This is a genomic window from Rothia uropygioeca (genome assembly GCF_004136585.1).
In the GTDB taxonomy this organism is placed as follows: domain Bacteria; phylum Actinomycetota; class Actinomycetes; order Actinomycetales; family Micrococcaceae; genus Rothia.
Genome location: NZ_NOIR01000001.1, coordinates 661762 through 682915, shown reverse-complemented (window position 1 = coordinate 682915; position 21154 = coordinate 661762). Strand labels below are relative to the sequence as shown.

At 61.0% G+C, this 21154-nt stretch carries 22 protein-coding genes and 2 tRNA genes; 12 read left to right on the top strand and 12 right to left on the bottom strand.

From position 1 onward, the window contains the following. Positions 1-10 precede the first annotated feature (10 nt). A complete protein-coding gene (gene purB, locus EWR20_RS02985) occupies positions 11-1462 on the top strand; it encodes an adenylosuccinate lyase (RefSeq protein ID WP_129358844.1) in 1452 nt (483 codons plus the stop codon). A 79-nt stretch (positions 1463-1541) separates the two neighbouring features. Here the strand turns inward: purB and EWR20_RS02980 are convergent, their stop codons facing one another. The 5 genes from EWR20_RS02980 to EWR20_RS02960 form a co-directional block, all read right to left on the bottom strand. After that, positions 1542-2369, bottom strand: coding sequence for a di- and tripeptidase (locus tag EWR20_RS02980; RefSeq protein ID WP_178945395.1), 828 nt, complete (start codon positions 2367-2369; stop codon positions 1542-1544). Positions 2370-2484: 115 nt separating this feature from the next. After that, positions 2485-3324 (bottom strand): spermidine synthase, encoded by an 840-nt coding sequence (locus EWR20_RS02975; protein WP_129358842.1) that lies wholly within the window; start codon positions 3322-3324, stop codon positions 2485-2487. Then, a complete protein-coding gene (locus EWR20_RS02970) occupies positions 3321-4244 on the bottom strand; it encodes a cation diffusion facilitator family transporter (protein ID WP_129358840.1) in 924 nt (307 codons plus the stop codon). The genes EWR20_RS02975 and EWR20_RS02970 overlap by 4 nt, the downstream gene beginning before the upstream one ends. 80 nt (positions 4245-4324) lie before the next feature. Then, positions 4325-4666 carry an acylphosphatase gene (locus EWR20_RS02965; protein WP_129358838.1) on the bottom strand — a complete coding sequence of 114 codons (342 nt, stop codon included), beginning with the start codon at positions 4664-4666 and terminating at the stop codon, positions 4325-4327. A gap of 9 nt (positions 4667-4675) precedes the next feature. Beyond that, entirely contained in the window at positions 4676-5353 is a 678-nt protein-coding gene (locus tag EWR20_RS02960) for an NAD(P)H-binding protein (RefSeq protein WP_129358836.1), read from the bottom strand. A 175-nt stretch (positions 5354-5528) separates the two neighbouring features. Here EWR20_RS02960 and EWR20_RS02955 point away from each other — a divergent pair. Both EWR20_RS02955 and EWR20_RS02950 read left to right on the top strand, forming a co-directional pair. Next, positions 5529-5604 (top strand) — tRNA-Thr (locus EWR20_RS02955). 271 nt (positions 5605-5875) lie between these two features. Further along, complete coding sequence (locus tag EWR20_RS02950; protein ID WP_129358834.1) at positions 5876-6727, top strand: HpcH/HpaI aldolase/citrate lyase family protein; 852 nt, start codon at positions 5876-5878, stop codon at positions 6725-6727. Between the two features lie 94 nt (positions 6728-6821). Here EWR20_RS02950 and EWR20_RS02945 read toward each other — a convergent pair whose 3' ends face one another. Together EWR20_RS02945 and EWR20_RS02940 are read right to left on the bottom strand one after the other, a co-directional pair. Next, positions 6822-7571, bottom strand: coding sequence for an ABC transporter ATP-binding protein (locus EWR20_RS02945; RefSeq protein WP_394342272.1), 750 nt, complete (start codon positions 7569-7571; stop codon positions 6822-6824). Positions 7572-7576: 5 nt separating this feature from the next. Further along, complete coding sequence (locus EWR20_RS02940) at positions 7577-8713, bottom strand: ABC transporter permease (protein ID WP_129358832.1); 1137 nt, start codon at positions 8711-8713, stop codon at positions 7577-7579. A gap of 137 nt (positions 8714-8850) precedes the next feature. Between EWR20_RS02940 and EWR20_RS02935 the strand changes: the two genes are divergently transcribed. Together EWR20_RS02935 and EWR20_RS02930 are read left to right on the top strand one after the other, a co-directional pair. Further along, positions 8851-10176 carry a sensor histidine kinase gene (locus EWR20_RS02935; RefSeq protein ID WP_197964449.1) on the top strand — a complete coding sequence of 442 codons (1326 nt, stop codon included), beginning with the start codon at positions 8851-8853 and terminating at the stop codon, positions 10174-10176. Beyond that, positions 10173-10808, top strand: coding sequence for a response regulator (locus EWR20_RS02930; RefSeq protein ID WP_129358828.1), 636 nt, complete (start codon positions 10173-10175; stop codon positions 10806-10808). Before EWR20_RS02935 ends, EWR20_RS02930 begins: the two co-directional genes overlap by 4 nt. Positions 10809-10896: 88 nt before the next feature. Here EWR20_RS02930 and EWR20_RS02925 read toward each other — a convergent pair whose 3' ends face one another. Next, positions 10897-11082 (bottom strand): hypothetical protein, encoded by a 186-nt coding sequence (locus EWR20_RS02925; protein ID WP_129358826.1) that lies wholly within the window; start codon positions 11080-11082, stop codon positions 10897-10899. A gap of 126 nt (positions 11083-11208) precedes the next feature. On the opposite strand from EWR20_RS02925, the gene EWR20_RS02920 reads away from it, so the two are divergent. Continuing rightward, positions 11209-11664, top strand: coding sequence for a MarR family winged helix-turn-helix transcriptional regulator (locus EWR20_RS02920; protein ID WP_129358824.1), 456 nt, complete (start codon positions 11209-11211; stop codon positions 11662-11664). A gap of 180 nt (positions 11665-11844) precedes the next feature. Here the strand turns inward: EWR20_RS02920 and EWR20_RS02915 are convergent, their stop codons facing one another. Beyond that, entirely contained in the window at positions 11845-12345 is a 501-nt protein-coding gene (locus EWR20_RS02915) for a dehydrogenase (RefSeq protein ID WP_238147532.1), read from the bottom strand. 326 nt (positions 12346-12671) lie between these two features. Between EWR20_RS02915 and EWR20_RS02910 the strand changes: the two genes are divergently transcribed. From EWR20_RS02910 to EWR20_RS02895, 4 genes are read left to right on the top strand one after another with little or no spacing between them, the layout of a single operon-like run. Next, positions 12672-13805 carry a trans-sulfuration enzyme family protein gene (locus EWR20_RS02910; RefSeq protein WP_129358822.1) on the top strand — a complete coding sequence of 378 codons (1134 nt, stop codon included), beginning with the start codon at positions 12672-12674 and terminating at the stop codon, positions 13803-13805. A 16-nt stretch (positions 13806-13821) separates the two neighbouring features. Continuing rightward, the gene (locus EWR20_RS02905; RefSeq protein ID WP_129358820.1) at positions 13822-14655 is read left to right on the top strand and encodes a transporter substrate-binding domain-containing protein; all 834 of its coding nucleotides are present in this window, start codon (positions 13822-13824) and stop codon (positions 14653-14655) included. A 13-nt stretch (positions 14656-14668) separates the two neighbouring features. Then, positions 14669-15343, top strand: coding sequence for an amino acid ABC transporter permease (locus EWR20_RS02900; RefSeq protein WP_129358818.1), 675 nt, complete (start codon positions 14669-14671; stop codon positions 15341-15343). Further along, positions 15336-16073: an amino acid ABC transporter ATP-binding protein gene (locus EWR20_RS02895; RefSeq protein WP_129358816.1), complete on the top strand. Its 738-nt coding sequence runs from the start codon at positions 15336-15338 to the stop codon at positions 16071-16073. Before EWR20_RS02900 ends, EWR20_RS02895 begins: the two co-directional genes overlap by 8 nt. Positions 16074-16429: 356 nt before the next feature. Here EWR20_RS02895 and EWR20_RS02890 read toward each other — a convergent pair whose 3' ends face one another. From EWR20_RS02890 to EWR20_RS02880, 3 genes are all read right to left on the bottom strand, one after another. Continuing rightward, positions 16430-16636 (bottom strand): YbdD/YjiX family protein, encoded by a 207-nt coding sequence (locus EWR20_RS02890; RefSeq protein ID WP_238147531.1) that lies wholly within the window; start codon positions 16634-16636, stop codon positions 16430-16432. A gap of 21 nt (positions 16637-16657) precedes the next feature. Then, positions 16658-18940, bottom strand: a complete 2283-nt coding sequence (locus EWR20_RS02885) for a carbon starvation CstA family protein (protein WP_129358814.1) — start codon at positions 18938-18940, stop codon at positions 16658-16660. 86 nt (positions 18941-19026) lie between these two features. Next, positions 19027-20091: an NAD(P)H-quinone oxidoreductase gene (locus EWR20_RS02880; RefSeq protein ID WP_129358812.1), complete on the bottom strand. Its 1065-nt coding sequence runs from the start codon at positions 20089-20091 to the stop codon at positions 19027-19029. Positions 20092-20207: 116 nt separating this feature from the next. Here EWR20_RS02880 and EWR20_RS02875 point away from each other — a divergent pair. After that, a tRNA-Ser gene (locus tag EWR20_RS02875) sits at positions 20208-20295 on the top strand. Between the two features lie 250 nt (positions 20296-20545). Beyond that, on the top strand, positions 20546-21148 hold the full coding sequence (locus EWR20_RS02870) for a P-loop NTPase family protein (protein ID WP_129358810.1): 603 nt from the start codon (positions 20546-20548) through the stop codon (positions 21146-21148). Positions 21149-21154 lie beyond the last annotated feature (6 nt).

Below are 21154 nucleotides of genomic sequence, written 5' to 3'. Positions count from 1 at the left end.
CAATAAAGGCATGGCCAATTCTTCAGAGAACACCAATCTGTCCAGTTCGACTCTCCCGAACGGGCGCACAAGCCTGACCCAGGTCTCCCCTCCCATTGCCCTCGGGCCTCTGGACGGTCGGTACCAGCCCCAGACCACACCGTTGACGGATTACCTCTCGGAAGCGGCGCTCAATCGCGATCGCGTGCACGTCGAGGTCGAATGGTTCATCTACCTCTGCCGCAATGAGGTTCTGCCCGGTCTTGCCCCTCTGACGGAGGACCAGGTAGCGGGTCTGCGCGCCATCGTGACCGATTTCGACGCCGACTCGATCAAGGAATTGGCCGAGATCGAAGCCGTGACAGTGCATGACGTCAAGGCGGTCGAATATTTCATCGGAAATCGCCTCGATGCACTGGGCCTAGGTCATCTCAAACCGCTCGTGCATTTCGGATGCACATCGGAGGACATCAACAATCTTTCCTACGCCGTGGGCATCCGGGACGCGGTCCACAACGCGTGGGCACCTGCCGCGCGGGAGCTCGTCGGTGTGGTGACCGACCTGGCCGAATCGGCCCGTGATATTCCCATGATGTCCCGGACCCACGGGCAGCCGGCGACGCCGACGACCCTCGGCAAAGAAATGGCCGTCCTCGCGTTCCGCCTCCAGCGGCAGATCAAACACGTGGAAAACCAGGAGTTCCTGGGCAAGATCAATGGTGCGACCGGCACATACGCCGCTCACTACGCTTCTGCACCCCAGGTCGACTGGCAGAAGGTGTCTCGCGGTTTCGTGGAGCACCTTGGCCTGACCTGGAACCCTTTGACGACGCAGATCGAGTCGCACGATTGGCAGGCGGAGCTTTACTCGAGCATCGCGCACTTCAACCGTGTGCTGCACAATCTCTGCACGGATATCTGGTCGTACATCTCAATCGGATATTTCCGGCAGATTCCGGTCGAGGGAGCCACGGGCTCGTCGACCATGCCTCACAAGATCAATCCGATCCGCTTCGAAAATGCCGAGGCCAACCTGGAAATCTCGTGCTCGCTTCTGGACACGCTCGCAGAAACACTCGTGACCTCCAGGTGGCAGCGCGATCTGACCGATTCTTCTTCGCAGCGCAACATCGGCGTGGCCTTCGGCCATTCGATGCTCGCAATGTCCAACGTGACCAAAGGCTTGACCAAGCTCGACGTCGCAGAAGACGCTCTCGCACGGGACCTCGACAGCAACTGGGAGGTCCTGGCCGAGGCAATCCAAATGGTCATGCGCGCGGAAGCGATCGCCGGGGTCGAAGGAATGGACAACCCCTATGAGCGGCTGAAAGATCTGACACGCGGGCATCGCGTGGACCAGGAACGCTTGGTCGAGTTCGTGTCCGGCTTGGGCCTTTCCCCCGAAGCGGAAGAACGACTTAAGAATCTGACGCCCGCAACCTACAACGGGATCGCTGGCCGGCTCGTCGACTACGTGAAGTAGCGAGCCCTCACGGGATCACGCTCCGTTGCGCACATCCGTCTCCGCTGGAAGAGGGTGTGCGCAACGGAGCGGAGAAGAATTACTCGTCCGTCCCGGCGCCCTTGGCCTTGGCGTCTTTGTCTTTCTTGTCAGCGCCGGCCGGGAGATCGCCCGCAAGTGCTTGGGCCTTCTTCTCTTCCTGCGGATCGTCGAACTTCGGTGCCCTGCCGTCCAGCTGGAGAGAGTCCGGGAACAAGGAGGGTGCCTTGCCAAAGGCTTCCTTGGTCGATTTGATGACCTGACGGCCCAGTGCAAGGTTGGCGCCGCCGCCGACGACGGCCCCCAAACCGAACGGCAGGGCCCGGCCGAGCATCGCTCCGGATTGACGGGCCAGGAAGCGCTTGACGAACATATTGCGGATGGTCTTGGAGACGCTGAAACCTTTCCCATCGTCCTTGCCCATCATGAGGCCCCATTTATTGGAGATTCCGGCTGTTCGCCCGGACTGCCCCAAGATCTGCTGCATGAGAACGGCGCCGTCTTCGCCGAGCATGAGGGCCATGACCATGGTGCGCGCCTTCTCGGGGTCCTCCACGTGAGCCCCGAAGAGCTCCGCCATGGACTGCGCGTAGATCGCGGTGCGTTCAAGGTACCCGCCCACCGCCACGACCGATAGGCCGACTGACGTGACAGTGCCGATCCCCGGGATGAACGCAGAGGCGCCCACGGCGCCACCGCCGACCGTGACATCGCGCAGATAGAGCTTTTCCAAACGATGTGCGATCTGCTCCGGGGTTTCATCGGGGTGCTTTTTCCGGAGTTTTTTGATCGAGGTGACGACGAGCGGCCGTTGAACCCGCAAAACGGTGTCCAGGGCCTTGTTCAGAGCCGGCTTTGGTTGCCCGCTGTCGTCGAATGCGTTTTTCATTGCGGAATCAAAGGGAAACTTCGGTGCCATACTCACATCTAACCACGCGCACGCAAGTGCACAACCGCACTCAGCCGAGAGCGCATAAACCACAGGCCACCCTTCGAGGGCGTCTTTACGATCCCAGTTTTCGGGTGAAATCCTGCGTCTGGAGAGGGTCCAGAACCTCAGCGGGGTGCGGCCCTGCTTCCTTCCAGCGCTGCACGAAGTCCCGGGACCCCGTGGACAATCCCGGCCCGGCCGCGAGAATCAAGTTACCTTCCTGACGGCCGGAGATCATGGTTGCATCTGCCAACGTCCAGGCTCCCGAGGCCGTCCCGATCCGAGGGTCCTCGCAGGCGGTGTCTGACAGGAATTGTGCTTGTCTGGCAAAGAATCGAAGACCGGGGTCGTCACCCACATTGACGACCAGAACGCCTCTGTCGGAGAGTGTCGCGAGCGCTTCCGCGTAGAAGTCCCGGCACGCCAAATGTTCGGGTGAATCCTTGCCCGAGAATATATCGACGAAGACCAGGTCCAGCCCGTCACCGCCCTCGGACCTCGCGTCTTGCGTCAGTCTGGAAAGCGCTGCACGGGCGTCGTCGGTCAGCATGTTCAAACGTGTACCGGCGGGAAGCGGCAATTCGCGCAGGACCAATGAAGGCAGCTCGCGCTCGATCTCCACGGCTGTTTGGGGCGATCCCGGTCGGGTGGCTTGAATATATCGGGGCAACGTCAAACCACCGGCCCCTAGATGCGCGGCGGAAATCGGCTCGCCCGGAGGGGCGATCGTATCCACGATATTGCCGACGCGGCGAAGGTACTCGTAGAAGATACTTTCGGGATGATCAAGATCGACATGCGATTGTTCGGCACCCCCGATGTCCAGGACGTAGCCGTTGTCGCTGAAGCCGTCCGGAAGAATCACCGCGTTGAGTCCCGAGAGCCCCAGATGGACGCTGTGGCCTCGGCTCATACGATGAATTCCCCGGCTTCGTGGTCGTAGTGACTCTTCGGTTCGAGTTGGATCGTCGAATGGGCAATCGACACGTCGAAGTGCTCGGAAATGCACTTCTGAATTTCGCAGAGCAACTGCGCGCTCTGCCCGTCCTTGAAGCTCTCGTCGTCCAGGACCACGTGGGCAGTCAGAACGGGAAGGTCGGTCGAAATCCTGCTCGCGTGGAGATCGTGAACTTTGACCACGCGAGGATGGTCCTCGAGGTGCCGTTTCACGTCTTCCATGTCGAGCCCCGGTGGGGCGCTCTCCAGGAGTACGCTGACCGACTCTCGCAGAATGAGAGCAGCTCGCGGAATGATCAGGGCACCGATGAGCAACGCGACCACGGCGTCGGCTTGCATCCAGCCGGTGGAGGCAATGACGAGCGCTGAAATGATCACGGCAACCGAGCCCAGAGCATCGTTGACGACTTCCAAAAACGCGGCCCTGAGATTAAGGTTCTTCTCCCCGCCGAACAGGACGACAATGGCCGCGATATTGCCGAGGAGTCCCACGATGCCGAAGACGATGAGTTCTCGGTCGGCGATCGGCTGCGGGTGGGAGAACCGTTGAATTGCCTCGATGATCACCATGATTCCGACGACGATCAGTACCGTCGCCTGGACCGCGGCCACCAGGATTTCCACCCGTTTCCACCCCCACGTCCGATGGTCCGTGGCGGGCCGGGATGAGAGCACCGCGGCGCCGAGGGCCATTGCCAGCCCGGCGGCGTCGGTCAAGACATGAACGGTGTCGAAGAGCAACGCCAAAGAACCGGTGAGCACGGCACCGATCATTTGGGCAAGGAATATGAGAATCGAGATGCCGAAGGCGACCGCCAGACGTGTGCGCCCCGCACCGGCACCGTGCTGATGACCGTGATCGTGATTGTGCCCCATCGGAACCGCACCTCCATTCATAAGCGTTTACTTATATTTTATCGCAGGGGGTGTGCGTGGTGAAGGGCAGTTCTGCGGTATTACCTCACATCGAATTCCCTGAACTCACCGGTGGGTTCAGGCCTCGATTGATCGACGTCACTGACGTGACCTGCCGTATCTCCGGAAGTCAGCGCGGCATACAATGCGTCCACGCCTTTCCGCGAGCCTTCGGCCACGATTTCCACGCGGCCGTCCGGCAGGTTTTCCGCGTAGCCGATCAGTTCGTGTTCCTGGGCGATGCCGCGAGTCCACCAGCGGAATCCGACACCCTGGACTCTCCCGGAGACCAGCGCTTCCAAGCGCGCCTCCGGGAGGGCTGCGGCGTCGTCGGATCCTGCCGGAGACTGATCCTTGCCTCGGATGGAATCCCAGAATCCCATGGGGCCCCCCTAGGCCAGCTTGTCCGTCGCGGGTGCGTCCGCGAGAGCCTGGGCGATCGGGGTATCACCGTCGGTGAAGGGCAATGCCTTGCGCACGGTGGTCTCGTCCGCGAGGGCGGCCGCCAGGACTCGAGCCACGTTGGCGCGGGATGCCTTGTTTCCGCCTGCTTCGGTGGTGACGTTGATCTTGCCGGAGGGCTCGTCGAGCGAGAGCGCGGTCGGGCCCACGATGGTCCAGTCCAGACCGGTCTCGCGCAAATGCTGATCCGCTTCTGCCTTCGACTGGGCGTAGGCGTAGAAATCGTCGTCCTCAGGAACGCCGTGATCGAAGGAGGCGCCCAGGTAGGAAACCATGAGGTAACGCTTCACGTCGGCATTCTCCGCGGCGTCCATCGATCGGATTGCTGCGTCACGATCGACCTCCCACGTGCGCTCGGGGTCGCCGCCACCCACACCTGCAGACCAGATGATGGCGTCGAAGTTCTGGTCCTTGAAGACCTCGGTCATCTGCTCGGTCGAGAGATCCGAGATGTCCTTGACCAGGGCGTTGGCGCCGGTCTCTTCGACGTCGCCGACTTGGTCCTGCTTGCGGATGATCGAGGTGACGGTGTTGCCTTCGTCGACCAAAAGTGGTGCCGTCAGGAGCGCAATCTTGCCGTGTCCACCGATAATTCCTACGTGTCCCATAGTCAACTCCTTTTGAAAGCATTTGTCTGTCTTCCACCACAACCATCGCACCCACGCATTTATGCCGTAACCCCTTCTGATCGACGGGTCATATGAGTTGGTGGCATCCGGATATCTTCTGCTAAAGTGACATTCGCGCTGTGGAGCGGTCCGTGACCGCAAAGCGTGAGCGCAGGCCTCCTTAGCTCAGTCGGTAGAGCGTTTCCTTCGTAACGAAAAGGTCGCCGGTTCGATTCCGGCAGGGGGCTCCATGTAACAGTAAGGCCCCGGAACCACGCTGGTTTCGGGGCCTTACTGTTGCATCCGTGGACGCGATCCTTCGAAGAAGCTGAATCCGAAGTGGGCCGTTCCCCGCGCCGTCGTTCCGTGAACAGGAAACGACCGAAGGACCCTGGACGCGCGGACCGGAATCAGCACCGCTGGGGTTGGAAGCCCGCAGCACAGGCCGGCACGCCCCTCGCCCTTCAACCGAAGCATTTGCCACAATGAGGACGAAACTGAGTTAACGAGTGAGGTTTTAATTTGACGACTACTTATCATCGCAACGAACGCGCCGCGGACCTCCCAGCACGCCTCTCACGTTCTTGGTTGCTGACTTCTGCCGTGAACGTTGCCTCCTTCGAGCCGAATTACGAGTCGGAAGCGGACTCGATCATCCTCGACATGGAAGACGCGGTCCCGGCCGACCAGAAGGAACAAGCCCGCGAGAACGTCGTCAACGCCCTCAACAACGGCATGCGCGCGTGGGTCCGTATCAACGACATCACCACCAAATTCTGGGAAGACGACCTGGCCGCACTGACCAGTGCCAAAGGTCTTCGCGGATTGGTGCTGGCCAAGACCGAGCATCCCAATCACGTCACCCGCACGGCCATGATGTCCCACGCGGGCACACCGGTCATTGCACTGATCGAGTCGGCCGTCGGGATCGTCAATGCGGTCGACATCGCCAAGGCCCCCGGAACTTTCCGTCTGGCTTTCGGTATGGGTGACTACCGCAAGGACACCGGCATCAGCGATGACCCGTTGGCACTCGCGTATCCGCGATCGGCCTTGGTCATCGCATCCCGCGTGGGAGAGCTGCCGGGACCGATCGATGGTCCCGCCAACGGCGTGGATGACAAGGGACTCTTGGACGCCAGCCGGTTGAGCGCATCGATGGGTATGACGGGCAAGCTCACGCTGAACCCTGCCCAGACCGACACGATCAACCACGGTTTGGCTCCTTCCGAAGAGGAGATCAGCTGGGCCCGGGAGATGCTGGAGAAAGACGAAGGCGGTTCGGTCCCGAAGGACGGTTCCTACTTGCCCCGTCTCGCCCGTGCGCGGAAGGTATCCGAGCTGGCTCAGACGTACGGAATGTGGGGTCGCTGACCCAAAGCCTGACCGCTCCGCCGCGTCACCCGAGCCCGTATGCGTGCAGAAGGCCCCGGACCCTTGAGGGTCCGGGGCCTTTTTGGGTGAGTGGTTAGGAAAGCTTCCCGTCACGCATCGTGACCACCGAGTCGACCTTGTCCAGCAGGTCGGTCTCGTGGGTGACCATCACGGTCGCCACGTTGAATTCCCGGGTGACCTCGCGGAGCAGCTCGACGATCTCGAGGGAACGCTCGTGGTCCAGGGCCGAGGTCGGCTCATCCGCCAGGAGGAGAGCCGGGTTGCCCATCAGCGCACGAGCAATATTGACCCGTTGCCGCTGTCCTCCCGAAAGCTGATGCGGACGGCGATCCCCCGCACCTTCCAGGCCGACCCTCGCCAACAGTTCGTCGGCCGCGCGGCCGCGTTCCTTGAACTTTGCGCCCCGCAGTCCACGAATGTGTTCTCCTACCAGCAGTTGCTCTCGTCCCGTGAGCGACGGAATGAGGTTGGGTTGCTGAAAGACGACGCCGATCTGCTCGCGACGCAACCCTGCCCTCGTCTTCTCCGGCTGCCCGACTGCCTCGATACCGTTGACCTTGACCGAACCGCTTGTGGGTTCGACGAGGGCCCCGGCCACCGCCAGCAGGGAGGATTTGCCGGACCCCGACTCCCCGACGAGCGCGGTCATCGTCCCGCGCTCTGCCCGGAAGGTAACGGCGTCGAGGGCGGTTACGGTCCGCGGCTTGCCGTCCGCAGTGGTGCCATCCGGATATTCCAGGGTGGTTTCGTGAATTTCTAGGGCTGGCATTGATTCCTTCTCGCGATGCTGGGTTCCTGCTACATGTTCTGCGACGTGGGCCATCATGCTTAGTTGCCTCCTAGGGCGATGAGCGGATCAATTTTTGCGACCTTGCGTACTGCGACGAGGGAGCCGAGCATCCCGAGCACCCAGATCCCGGCGGCGGGCAAGAGTGTTGTGCCCGCGCTCAACTGGAAGGGCACACCGTTCTGCGCCAACCAGCCGAGGCCCGCACCGAGCCCGAGCCCGAGGACCGCTCCGACTGCAAGAACGATGCCCGCCTGACCGACGGCGTCCTTGATCAGGTAGCGGCCACCGGCACCGAGAGCGCGGAGAATCGCGATGTCACGAGTCCGCTGGATCGTCCACACGGTCAGGAAGGAGACCGTCACGAGTGCCGAGATCCCGTAGAGGAAGGCCTGCATGGTCAGCAGTGAACTGTGTTCCGAGGAGTAGGCGGGAAGCCCCGAGAAGGAATCCTTGACCTTGGACACCACGGTACCGGTCTTGTCGGCGGCGTCGTTCCAGGCGTCCTTGCTCAGGTCGCCCTTGAGAGCGACTGCGGTGCCGACCACAGCGTCCTCACCCTCTGAAGGGACGTGGGCGACGGACTGCCATCCGGCGGTATCCACCCAAGCGATGGGGCTGTGGCTGTAATACTCGTCCGGGACGACGCCGCTGACCTTGAATTTCTGGCCCGAGATGTTGACCTCGCGCCCGACGCTTGCGCCTTGGTCGTCCGCGATGGACTGGGATACCACCACGCCGCCGGAGCCCGGCTCGGTCGAACCGTCGATGGCCTTCCCGACCGCGTCACCGACGGTGTTGGAATCATCCGGGACGCCGACGACCGCAACTCCAGCGCTGCCTTCGGCCGCGAGCTGCGTCTGGGCGAAGCCGACCGGGACTGCAGAGTCGACGTCGTCGGTTTCCTCCCACTTCTGAGCCTGGCTCTGCGTGATCTGGGAGGCCGAGTAGTCGACCTTCGCTTCATGTTCCGAATCCGAGCCGGAGACGCTTGTTGCCGGAGCTCCGAAAGCGAATCTGTCCGGATTGATGGCGGTGAGCCCCGATGTGTTCTGTGAAGCAAGGCCGCCGGTCAGCCCGGTGAGCATGACCAGCAGAAGCGTGATCAGCCCGACGACCGAACCGATCAGGGCGAACCTCCCCTTGGCGTAGAAGACGTCTCTGATACCGACGAACATCTTGGTTCCTTTCGAGTGGATTTCGTTGGTACCCACTCTTCCGCGCATGCCTCACGCGCACATCGGAAGGAATGCTGAACCTCGGGTCATCCATTCGGTTGATGCCCGGTCAGCCCTTCCCCGCTAGTGTGGGAGGTGTGAGCTCCCCGAACACCCTTGCGCCCCAGGCGGCCCCGAGCCGGGTCCTGCAGACATTGCGCATCGCTCTGCACGTGATGTTCGCTTTCCTCCTGGTCTTCGGGTTGATTCGTTATCTCGGCGGAAGCTCCGACACCCCGAGTACGGTGCCTGCGATCTGCGCGATCTGTTCCGTCGTACTCTTGGGCGCTATCTACCTCACCGGAACCGTGTGGGAGAACAGGTATGCCCGAGCGTTGCGGTCGGGTCACGTCACGACCGCGGCGAATCCGCGCCGTTTTGCCGGGTGGTGGCTCGGAGGCGTCACCGTTGTCTGGATCGCGCTGCTCATCATCTCGGCGAACTTCGTGTGGGTCGTTTTTCCCCTAATGTTCCTTTTCCTGCACCTGCTCAAGCTGTGGCAGGGGGTCATTGCGGTCGGGGTGCTCTGGGCAATGGCATCTTTCGTGCCCCTGTGGGAACTGGCCCGTGCCGACCAATTGGACAGCTTCACCCCGGGATCGCTTCTGGGCCCCATGCTGGGCGCAGGCCTGGCGATCATCATTTCCACGGCATACCGGTCATTGCACGACGAAGCGCTCCACCATCTGCGCGTCGCCGAGGCCCTGCGCATCGCGCAAGCCGAGCTCGCCGAGAAAGAACATCAGGCCGGCCGCATGGAAGAGCGCGAGCGACTGGCACGCGAAATCCACGACACTGTGGCCCAAGGACTGTCGTCCATAGTCCTCATGTCCCGTGCGACCGCCGGAAGCCTCGCCGCGGGACGTCTGGACGAGGCTGGGTCCTGGGTCGGGACCATCCAGGAAACTGCATCGGAGAATTTGGACGAGGCCAGGCGGTTCGTCAAGGACTTGTCCTCCCCCGAGCTGGGGCAATCGCTCCTTCCCGCACTGCGTGTGACGTGCGAAAGGACGCAGAGCCAGGCTGCGGCGTCTGGCCAGTCCTTGCGTTGCGAACTCCGCGTCGAAGGCAAGGACGCAGCCGATCTTCCCCAACCCGTCACCTCCGCGCTCTTGCGCGCCGCCCAAGGAAGCCTCGCCAACGTCGCAAAACATGCGAATGCAGACCTCGCTGTGGTGACTCTTGCGGTCTGGGAGGCCGAAGTCACCTTGGATATCTTCGACGACGGAGACGGCTTCGACCCCGCCGCCGGTCTGAACGATTCGTCAGAAGGCGGTTACGGCCTCATAGGATTGCGTCGTCGCCTGGAGACTTTGGGAGGCAGCCTTTCGGTCGACTCCTCTCCTGGCGAAGGAACTGCTGTCGGGGTTCGTATCCCGCTGACCTCTGCGCACACCGCAAGCGACAACGAAGGGGGAGCATGAGCTCCAAGATCAGGGTTCTATTGGTCGACGATCACCCCGTGGTGCGAGCTGGATTGCGCGCTCTCTTGGACGGATTCGACGAAGTCGTGGTCGTGGCCGAAGCCGGCGACGGCCGGTCAGCCCTCGAGATCGCTGAGTCGAATACCGGAACCGACCAGGCCATTGACCTCGTGGTCATGGACATACAGATGCCCGAGATGGACGGGATCACCGCTACCGCCCGATTCAAGGAGATGCAGGGTCCGCCGGTATTGATCTTGACGACGTACGATACGCAGGCCGACATCGTCGCCGCGGTGCGAGCCGGTGCCCTCGGATATCTCTTGAAGGACGCACCTGCCGAAGCCCTTCGACGGGCCGTCGTGGATACAGCGGCAGGCAAGAGCACCCTGGCCCCGGAGGTCAGTGCGGCTCTCATGGCCAGCATGCAACGTCCCGAGCAGAACCTGTCGGAACGGGAGACCGAGATACTGCGCCTGTTGGCCACCGGGTTGAGCAACCGTGAGCTGTCCAAGAAACTGTTCATTTCCGAGGCGACCGTCAAGACGCATCTCGTGCACATCTACGGGAAGCTCGGCGTCGAGAATCGGACGGCCGCGATATCCAAAGCTCGCGAGAGCAAATTGATCTGATCCTCTCCTCCGAGTTGCCAAAAGGCCCCGTTTCAGTATGAAAACGGGGCCTTTGAACGATGCGAAGTGTCCCTCCGGCAGGAGGGAGTTAGCTTTCCGACTTCCTCTGCTCGTGGAGGGCCTTGCGGCGGTTGTACTCGCGCTTGAGACGCTGCCGAGGGTCACTCTCCGAGCTGCCCTGGGCAGGTCCGATAAACAGCAGGAGGGTACTGACGGCTCGATTCTGGAGTCGGAATCCCAACGAGAACTGATCGCCTTTTTGGGGCTTGCTCATGACTGTCCCTCCATTAGTTTGTGTACAAACTCATTGTACGCAAACTATGACGTCAGGCAATCCGGTTTAGAATCTATTGCGGCCGCGACAGCACACGAATCTCCTCACGGGTAGGGAGCGACACGAATGAACAAACCGGACTTCCCCACGGAAGATCCCCTCGCCTTGGAAAGCCAGGTCTGCTTTGCGATTTCCTTGGCTTCCCGCAGTGTGATCGCCGCGTATCGGCCTGTCTTGGAGCCGCTCAAGCTGACACATCCGCAATACCTGGTCATGCTCGCCCTGTGGCAGCGATCCCCTATTTCGGTCAAGGAATTGGGTGAACGCCTGAGCATCGACTCGGGAACGCTTTCCCCGCTCCTCAAACGCCTCGAGACGCAGGGCTACCTCACCCGAGACAGGAATTCCCAGGACAACCGGTCCCTCGACATAGCCCTGACCCGGACCGGCAAGGAGTTGAGGAATGAGGCCGAGAAGATTCCGGGAATCATGATGCAACGACTCGGCATGGACAAAGAAGAACTACAGGCCCTTCACTCGTCGATGATGAAAGTCGTCAACCACGTACGGGCTCAGGGCTGAGGCGACCGTCCGCCTCAGGCCGCCGGGCACCAGAAACTGCCGCTGGCTCCCCCACCGCTAACGCCTTCACCGACCGAGGAGCCGCTCGTCGCACCGTTCGAGGCGTATACGCACTCCGAGCCCGACCAGAGACTCGGCGAGACTCTAGAGCGCTCGACGAAACACCACAGATCAAGCCCGTTAAGCGGCCGAAACGTCCCCATCGGCAGATTCACCCGAGCCCTCGACGAGCCGGAGGAGCCGAGCAGCCTCCGCAACCTGCTCTTCGACCGTGACTACTCGCCGCTCGACCGACTCAACCTTGGAGCATCCGCCCGCGCATGCACCGTCGCATCGCATCATGGCCAAGGCCTCAGCACACAATGCCAGCGAATTGCCCGCCTTGGACAGGGCCCGGTGCAGATCGGCGTAATGACCTTCCCGCGAGGCCGGAACATCGGTTGAATCGCTGGGCGCCACCCGCTGTGCACCGGTTGCTATCCCTCGTACCTCGGGCAAGAGGTCGGCCAGCCTATTGGCGGCCGGGATGAGGGCATCGAGAGAGGCCTCGTCATCCACCCTCTCCAGAATCTGGTGGAACCGGTCGAGGCCGCGCCGAAAACGGTCATGGGCACGGCGCCATACGCCTTGCCCCATATCGGCGGAGTCACGCCTCCCCTGGACGAAATCCTTGAGCCCCACGGTCCCTCCTCTCGCATGCCCGCCATCAGCGGGTTAGGTCTACCTCACTAGGATACAGGGTCAATGACTTATTGACACACTGTCACTTCACGAAGCCGACGCCAAGATCTTCAGGACAATGCGCAGTACCTTCCCAGACGGTTGGTCCTGAGCGATCGGATCAGACGGCCATGCACTCACGCCTGTCGCACCGGAGATTCCCAGCGAATCGCAACGCGGCGTCATACAGCGGACCTTCTCGATGCCCCAAGGAATTTTCCAGCATTGAATAGTCGTTGAGAGGTCAGATTCACGACTCTCCAGTAACTCGAAAGGTATGCCCGAACATGGCAGGCTTCACGACTCGAACCATCCACGCTCTCGAAGATGTTGAGAAGGGCGCGGTAACGCCACCGGTCTATGCGGCGTCGACCTTTCTCCAGCCGACCGAAGGCGGCGAGGGAGAATACGAATATCAGCGGGGCGGCAACCCTACCCGCGACAACGCGCAGCAGACTCTCGCAGCACTGGAGAATGCCACTCACGCATTTCTGTACGCGACGGGCATGGCCGCAACCGCGGCGGCTCTAGGCACCTTGCGGGCCGGTGAGTCCGTCATCATGTCGTTGCCCGTCTACGGCGGCAACTATCGCTTCGCGACCATTGAGCTGCCCAAGCGCGGGGTAGAGCATCGTTTCGTCAACGATCCCAATGCGCTGACCGATGAGGACTTCGACGATTCCGTCACGATGGTCTTCCTGGAGACGCCGTCCAACCCGACGTTGCGCGTCGCCGATATCCGGCGGATCGCGGATTTGGCGCATCGCCACGGCGCGGTCGTCGTCGTGGACAATACTTTCCTGACCCCTTACCTTCAGCGTCCGCTCGATCTCGGGGCCGATATTACGGTTCAGTCGGCCACTAAATACCTTGCCGGACACGGCGATCTACTGGGAGGCGTTGCGGCAACCAACGACGAGGCGCTCTCAGAAGAACTGTTCAAGGCTCAGCTCATTTCCGGTGGGGTGCTCTCCCCCATCGATTCGTACAGGCTCCTCCAAAACGTCAAGACCCTCGCCCTACGCATGGATCGCCAGCAGGAGAACACCCGACGCGTCATCGAGGCCATCCAGGACCATCCTGCAGTCGCCCGAATTCACACCCCAGGTTCGTACAGCGCCGAGGAATCCGAGATCCAGAGCCGGCAGGCGGACGGGCCCGGCGCGGTGTTCTCGATGGAGATCGCGGACGGCAAGAACATCCAAGCCTTCCTGGGCGCGCTCAGGGTCTTCGGATTCGCCGTGAGCCTCGGCGGCATCGAATCTTTACTGTGCCTTCCCGCAAGCATGACTCAAGGCGCCTATTCTGAGAAAGACCTAGTCACAGCGGAGATTTCCGAAAACCTCGTGCGAGTGGCCGTGGGCATCGAGGACTCGGATGACTTGATTTCCGACCTCGTCGGCGCGTTGGACGTGGCCTAAGGTCGAAAGGAAGACCATGACATCACTACCTACCCGGCGACATGCGCTCGGGCTCGTCGGCATGGGGGCCTTTGGCGCCTTGCTTACGGCGTGCTCATCGGAAAGCTCAGGTGACGACGCCGCGACCACGGGTACCGGTCTGCAGGCCATCCAGAACAACGGAACTCTTCGAATCGGCATGGAAGGCACCTTCCGGCCTTACGGATACCACGACGGCTCGGGCGAACTCGTCGGCTTTGAGAAGGAGATCGGTGACCTGATCGCCCAAGATCTCGGTGTCAAGGCCAAGTACGTCGAGACGCAATGGGACTCGCTCATCGCAGGTGTCGATGCGGGACGCTACGACATCATCATCAACAACATCTCGGCCACGGACGAACGCAAAGCGAAGTTCGACTTCTCGATCCCGTACGCCGAAAGCCAGGGGAAGGTCGGAGTCGTCGAGGATTCCCCGATGAAGACCACCGACGAGATCTCCGGCCATTCGGCAGCCCAGACCGAAACCTCGAATTTTGGTCAGCAGATGGCCGCCGAAGGAGCCAACCTGGTCCCGGTGACCGGCTTCGACGAAGCCGCGATGCTGGTTTCTTTTGGCCGCGTGGACATGACCGGAAACGACTTCGTCACCTTCCAAGCGTTCTTCGAACAACGGCCGGACCACAAAATTCGACTGCTCGATGGAAACCTCGGCGATCCCTCGCAGGCCGCAGTCCTGATGGGCAAGGGGCAGGAACAGCTCAAACAGGCCATCGATCAGTCCCTCAAGAAGCACATGGACGACGGAGATTTGAAGAATATCTATCAGAAGTACGTCCAGACCGATCTGACTCCTACGTCAGCCACCTCGTGAGCGAAGCGAAACCATGAACGAAACTTTGAATCTCTGGGCACAGTCACTGCCCCAGTTGCTGATGGCGACTATCAAGGTCACCATCCCGCTGAGCATCATAGCGTTCGTCCTAGCGCTGATCGTCGCCGTGCTCGCCACCGCGATGCGCATGGGCCGTATACGAATTCTGCAATGGATTTCTCGCTTCTACGTTTGGTTGTTCCGTGGAACACCGATTCTGGTGCAACTGTTCATCATCTTCTACGGGTTGCCCGCAATAGGGATCACGCTTTCGGCCTGGACGTCCGCGATCATTGCGTTCACCTTCAACACCGGCGCCTACGCCGCTGAGACGTTGCGCGCCTCGGTTCAATCGATTCCTCGCGGACAGCTCGAGGCGGCAAAGACATTGAACTTGACCAGTTGGCAGACCCTCCGTCACGTGGTGGCTCCCCAAGCCATGCGGATTGCCCTGCCGCCGCTGGGGAACGACCTGATCGACCTCGTCAAGGGGACCTCGCTGGTCATGGTCATTACCCTGGCCGATGTCTTTCAGGTGGGGCGCCAGATCGCGGCAACCAATTTCCAACCGCTGGCTCTCTACATCGAAGTCGCGGTCATTTACCTGGTGATTTTCACGATCCTGTCGTTGATCCAGAGCCGGGTCGAAAAAGCTTCCTCGCGCTACATCAGGAGCACCAATGCTTGAGCTGAAAAACGTATCGAAGTCCTTTGGGGACAACACCGTCCTGAACGGTGTGGACCTGCAACTGCGTGAGGGCGAAACAACGGTGGTTCTGGGCCCCTCAGGTTCCGGCAAATCGACCCTGTTGCGCATCATGGATCTGTTGGAGGTGCCTGAATCCGGGACCTTGCTCATCAACGACGACGCGGTCGAATTCGGCGGCCGTCTCTCCGATGCTCAGATTCGGTCCATACGCCGGCATTCGGCCATGGTCTTCCAGGGCTACAACCTCTTTCCCAATCAGAACGTATTGAAAAATGTATCGCTGCCACCGGTTCTGAATGGCAAAGTTTCGCCGTCGGAGGGCGAGGCCCGCGCCAAGGAACTACTCCGCAAGGTGGGCCTGGCGGATCGACTCACGGAGTATCCGGACAACCTCTCCGGCGGTCAGCAGCAACGCGTGGCGATTGCACGAGCCCTGGCCGTCGCCCCCGACTATCTGCTCTTCGACGAGCCAACCTCCGCGTTGGACCCTGAGTTGGAGGCCGAAGTCATCAAGGTTCTGGTCGATCTGGCCGAGGAGAAGCGATCACTGGTCGTCGTGACCCACAACATCCAGTTCGCTCGGAAGGTTGCCGACCGCGTGATCTTCCTCGACGACGGTCACCTCGGCTTCGACGGCGCCCCCGATGAGTTCTTCTCTTCCGAGAACGAGCGCATCAAGCGATACCTCAATACGTTCACGGCAATCTGAGGCCGCGACGCCCCCCCGTTAGCTTTTTCGGGGCCTCATCATCCACGAGGATGAAGGCTTAGGTCACCAGCCGGCCCCGGGATGACGTTGCCCACCCCAGTCGCGCATGATCCGAAGGGCCGGGTGTCACCGGGACCGGTTTGGTCCACCCGGATCGCTCATAGAAGATCGGCCCAACTGCCTGGGGCTTTGTAACGTGGATGCGAACAGGCGAACTACCCGGTCACCTCACTCTATTGATGGAACCCACCTCGGAGAAGGCGACCACCGTAGAAGCACTCCCACACAAAAGTGGCGCCCGCCCTTCTCCTGCACATAGGCAGGAGAAGGGCGGGCGCGACTTTTGTGTGCAGCCGCTAGCAACACCTCGCGCCAGGATTGGCTTCCTGGTGGTCGGTCAGCGAACGCCAATATTCTTTCTCGCTCATGGGCGGCTCGGAGTTTCCATGGCGTCGATGGTAGTCCAGGTAGCGTTCGTACTTGTCCGCGCCCAGAACGCCAGAAGCGAACCGAACGATTGCGGACTTTCGGATCTTGTTCATGAGGGTCAAGAATTCTTTCATATTGTCCTCTCCGGACGGAGCCTAATGTTCCCTTGCCGCCGCCGTGGGCTTGTCAGCGCCGGCGTCGTACTCGGCCCACTCTTTTTCGAGGGCTCGCTCCGCCGGGGTCGGGATGAGCCCGGCTGGCGCATAGAACTTCGATTCGACGAAGGGATCCTCGTGGTCCTTGCCACGATGGCCGTTCACCGCCCGGATCGTCACGATCAGGGCCGCGATGACAACGATCAGTGTCAGCACCACGAAGAGGATCGATAGGGTCCCCTGGACGAACGTATTCCGGACGACGGCTTCGATTTCGGCGGGCGACTTGGCGGTTCCGAATTTCTCGGCGCCCGAGTCCAGAGCGGACTTGGCAGCGGAGTAATTGGACCAGTAGCCAACCTTCGGATCGCTCGAGAAAATCTTCATCCACGAACCGGTCACGGTGACGACGACGTCGAAGGCAAGCGGAAGCGCGATGATCCAGAGGTATTTGAATCGGCCCTTCTGCGCCGCGATGGCCAAGCAGACTGCCAAGCCGACGGCGGCGAGGAGCTGATTGGCGATACCGAACAACGGATAGAACGTGTTGATGCCACCCAATGGGTCGGTAACACCCAGGATCAGAATCGATCCCCATCCCGCGACCATGATCGCCGTAGTGACCCATGCGCCGACTCTCCAATGCGGATCCCGGAACTTTGGGATGAAGTTTCCGAGGGTATCGGAAAGCATGAAGCGCGAAACACGTGTACCCGCGTCCACGGCGGTGAGGATGAAGAGCGCCTCGAACATGATCGCGAAGTGGTACCAAAAGCTCATGAGGTTGAGCGACGGAATCATGGAATGCATGATTCCGGCCATGCCAACCGCGAGGGTCGGGGCGCCACCGGTTCGCGAGACGATCGTGTTCTCGCCGACGCCTTGGGCCGTCGCCGTGAGCTGGTCCGGAGAGACGTCGACGCCGGTGAGTCCGAGCGAGTTCACGAAAGCAGCCGCGCCTTCGACCGTTCCACCGGTCGAACCTGGGCCGGCGTTCATCGCGAAGTAGATACCTCGGTCCACAGTGATCGCGGCGACCAAGGCCATGATCGCCACGAATGATTCCATGCACATTCCGCCGTAGCCGATGAAACGGGCCTGACGTTCCTTCTCGACCATCTTCGGCGTCGTACCGGAAGCAATCAGCGCGTGGAATCCGGAAAGCGCGCCGCAAGCAATGGTCACGAACAGGAATGGGAACAAGGAGCCAGAAAAAACCGGTCCGTCAGACCGCGAAGCAAACTCACTGAACGCCGGAACCGAGATCTCGGGCCGTACCACGATGATTCCGACGGCCAGCAGAATGATCGTCCCGACCTTCATGAAAGTCGAGAGGTAATCACGCGGTGCAAGAAGCAACCAAACGGGCAGGACCGCGGCGATGAAACCGTAAATGATCACAAACCATGCCAGCGAGACACGGTCAAGAGTGAAGAGCTGGATCCCCAGTTCCGAGTGTCCGACCCAACCGCCCACGATGATCGCCGCGAGCAGCAAAACGAATCCGATCACGGAGACTTCCATGACCTTGCCTGGTCGGATGTACCGCAGGTACACGCCCATGAACAGGGCAATCGGAATGGTCATACCTACCGAGAAGACGCCCCACGGCGACTCCCCCAACGCGTTCACCACGACGAGCGCCAGGATGGCGGTAATGATGATCATGATCGCCAGGGTTGCGACGATCGCCGCATAGCCGCCGACGACGCCGAGCTCATCACGAGCCATCTGACCGAGTGAACGGCCTCCACGTCGCATCGAGAAGAACAGGACAAGATAATCCTGCACGGCACCGGCCAGGATCACACCCGCGACGATCCAAATCGTGCCTGGCAAGTAGCCCATCTGAGCGGCGAGAACCGGTCCGACGAGCGGCCCGGCCCCGGCGATGGCCGCGAAGTGGTGTCCATAGAGAACACGGCGGTCAGTCGGCATGTAGTCTTTGCCGTCTTCGTTGTACTCAGCGGGGGTAGCTCGCCGGTCGTCCGGTTTGAGGAGCTTGTTCTCGATGTATTTCGAGTAAAAGCGGTAGGCAATGAAGTAACTGCACACCGCCGCGAAAACGAACCAGAGGCCGTTGACGGTTTCTCCCCGGACCAAAGCGACCATGACCCAGCTGAATCCGCCGACCAGCGCGATCAGCACCCATACGAGGATTTTCTTCCAGGTCCAATTGGAATGTTCCTTTTCCAGGACCTCAGGAGCCACGTGATTGGGTGGGCGCCCGTCGGCGGATTCAGGGGGTCGATCGACCGGGTGAGCAGATGCGGTACTACTCATCGTGAGCCTCCATTGCTTCGATAGTGTGAGTGATTTCTGCGACTCAAATCATCTTGGCACATGGCGGTCGTCACGAATTATTTATTTCAATGCATCACCAATACTGTCTTGCCCAGCTGTTCCCCTGAGTCGAAGTACTCGTGCGCGGCTTGGACATCATCGAACGCGAAACGGCGTTCCACGGCCGGGTCGATCAGTCCGTCGGCGATCAGCCACCACACCGCGCCGGCCATGTTGCGCAGAATCTCGCCCTTCTTCTCAGATGTACGACCGCGCAGCGTTGTTCCGCGGACCGTCGCTCGTTTGGACATCAATCGGGCCAGATTCAGTTCGCCTGTAGGACCGCTCTGAACGGCAATCACGGTCAGCAGACCGTTGAGGCTGAGCGACTTCACATTGTCCGAGAGGTAGTCTCCTCCGACGACATCGAGGATGGCCCGAACGCCTTGGCCCTCGGTTTTGTCCTCGATCACCTCGGCGAAATCTTGGTCCCGGTAGTTGATGACCACGAGCTCCCCGAGCCGCTTCGGCTTGGTCTTGCGCTGGTTGGCCTGTTCCTGCCGAGTCGCCAGGTCCTTGACCCAATCGGCTTTCTCCTGGGTGCCGACGGTCGTGAACACGTGGTATCCAAGGGCACGACACAGCTGAACCGCGTGTGCGCCTATACCTCCCGTGCCGCCGTGGATGAGAACTGACTGCTCTCCGTCCTTCTGCTCCGGCCCATCCGGGTTAAGCCCGCCGGGCCCGAATAGATTGGACCACACGGTTGCGCCGACCTCCGGCAACGCGGCCGCATCGACGAGATCGATTCCAGCCGGCGCCGGCAGCACTTGCGCATGATTGACGACGACCTGCGTCGAATATCCGCCTCCGGCCAGGAGCGCCACTACGTTCTGGCCCTGTTTGAGGAACGAAGTTCGGGCGGCGTCGTCTCCCAAGTGCGCAATGGTTCCGGAGATCTCCAGTCCGTAAACGTTCGAAGCACCTTCTGGCGGCGGGTATTTGCCCTTTCGCTGCATCGTATCGGCTCTGTTGAGACCGGCTCCGCTGACGTTGATCAGCACATCGTCCGGTCCAACCTCGGGCGTCGGCTCTTCGGTGATGCGCAGCGCTTCCGGGCCACCGTGTTCGTTCTCTACGACGGCTTTCATCCTCTACCTGCCTTCCAACGGGGTTGCAGTCTTAGACAAGCCATAGCGACTGGCTGTACCATTGACAATCGCGCTATGGAATCGCTCGCCAGTCTAGGCGGGTAACCTGAACGCAGGGAAGCTTGTCCGAGCGGCCGAAGGAGCCGGTCTTGAAAACCGGTGTGCGGCAACCCCGTACCATGGGTTCAAATCCCATAGCTTCCGCAGTATGAGGAGCCCCCGGTTCGTTGCACAAGCAGCGGTCCGGGGCCTTCCTCGCTCGAATACCGATGCCGGCGCAGGCCGAGATGCGCAGCAACGAAGTCGTTGCCTTCTCTCCGATGCAGCAAGGGCCTCAGGAAAGTGCCGAGCGAGTTCGACAATCATCCTTGCGTCACCGAAACCCCGGCCCTTCAGCCGCTTTCCGTTTCATGAGGCACGGCAGCGTACGTCCGCATTCGAAGAGGAATCGCTTATGAGTCAGATAGCACCTGACGGCATCTCGAAGGCGGATCGAATCCTCGTCTTGGGCGTCTCAGGATGCGGCAAATCCACCGCGACACGTCGGCTGGCCTGTGCGATCTCCGCACGACCTTTCGACTTTGACGACCATGTCCTCTGGGCACCGGCCTGCGACGGAGCCTGGACTCACCGGAGTCCGACCCAACAGCGGCAACGGGCCCAATCCATCGCCGCTCATCGTCGCTGGGTTCTGGCAAGTTTGGGGAGCGAATGCGCAGATGTGTTCCTGCCCCGAACAGACCTCATCGTTTATCTCGCCTATCCTCACCGGGTGACGCTGAGTCGTTTACTCCGGCGGACGCTGCGTCGCGTGCTCTTCAATGAGGAAGCCTGCAATGGCAACCGCGAGTCCTTGTGGCGGCTGTTCACCCGGGACTCAATAATCGGCTGGTGGTGGCAGACTCGGAACAGAGCCCGAACCGAAATCCCTCAGTACGACGCCGACCCAGCGGCCCCCGCAATGGTCGTGTTACATCACCCCCGAGAATTGAATCGCTTGACAGAGGTCCTCGCCGCGACCTCGTCCAACGAAGCAACCATTTCCGGCGAATCCTGACCCTAC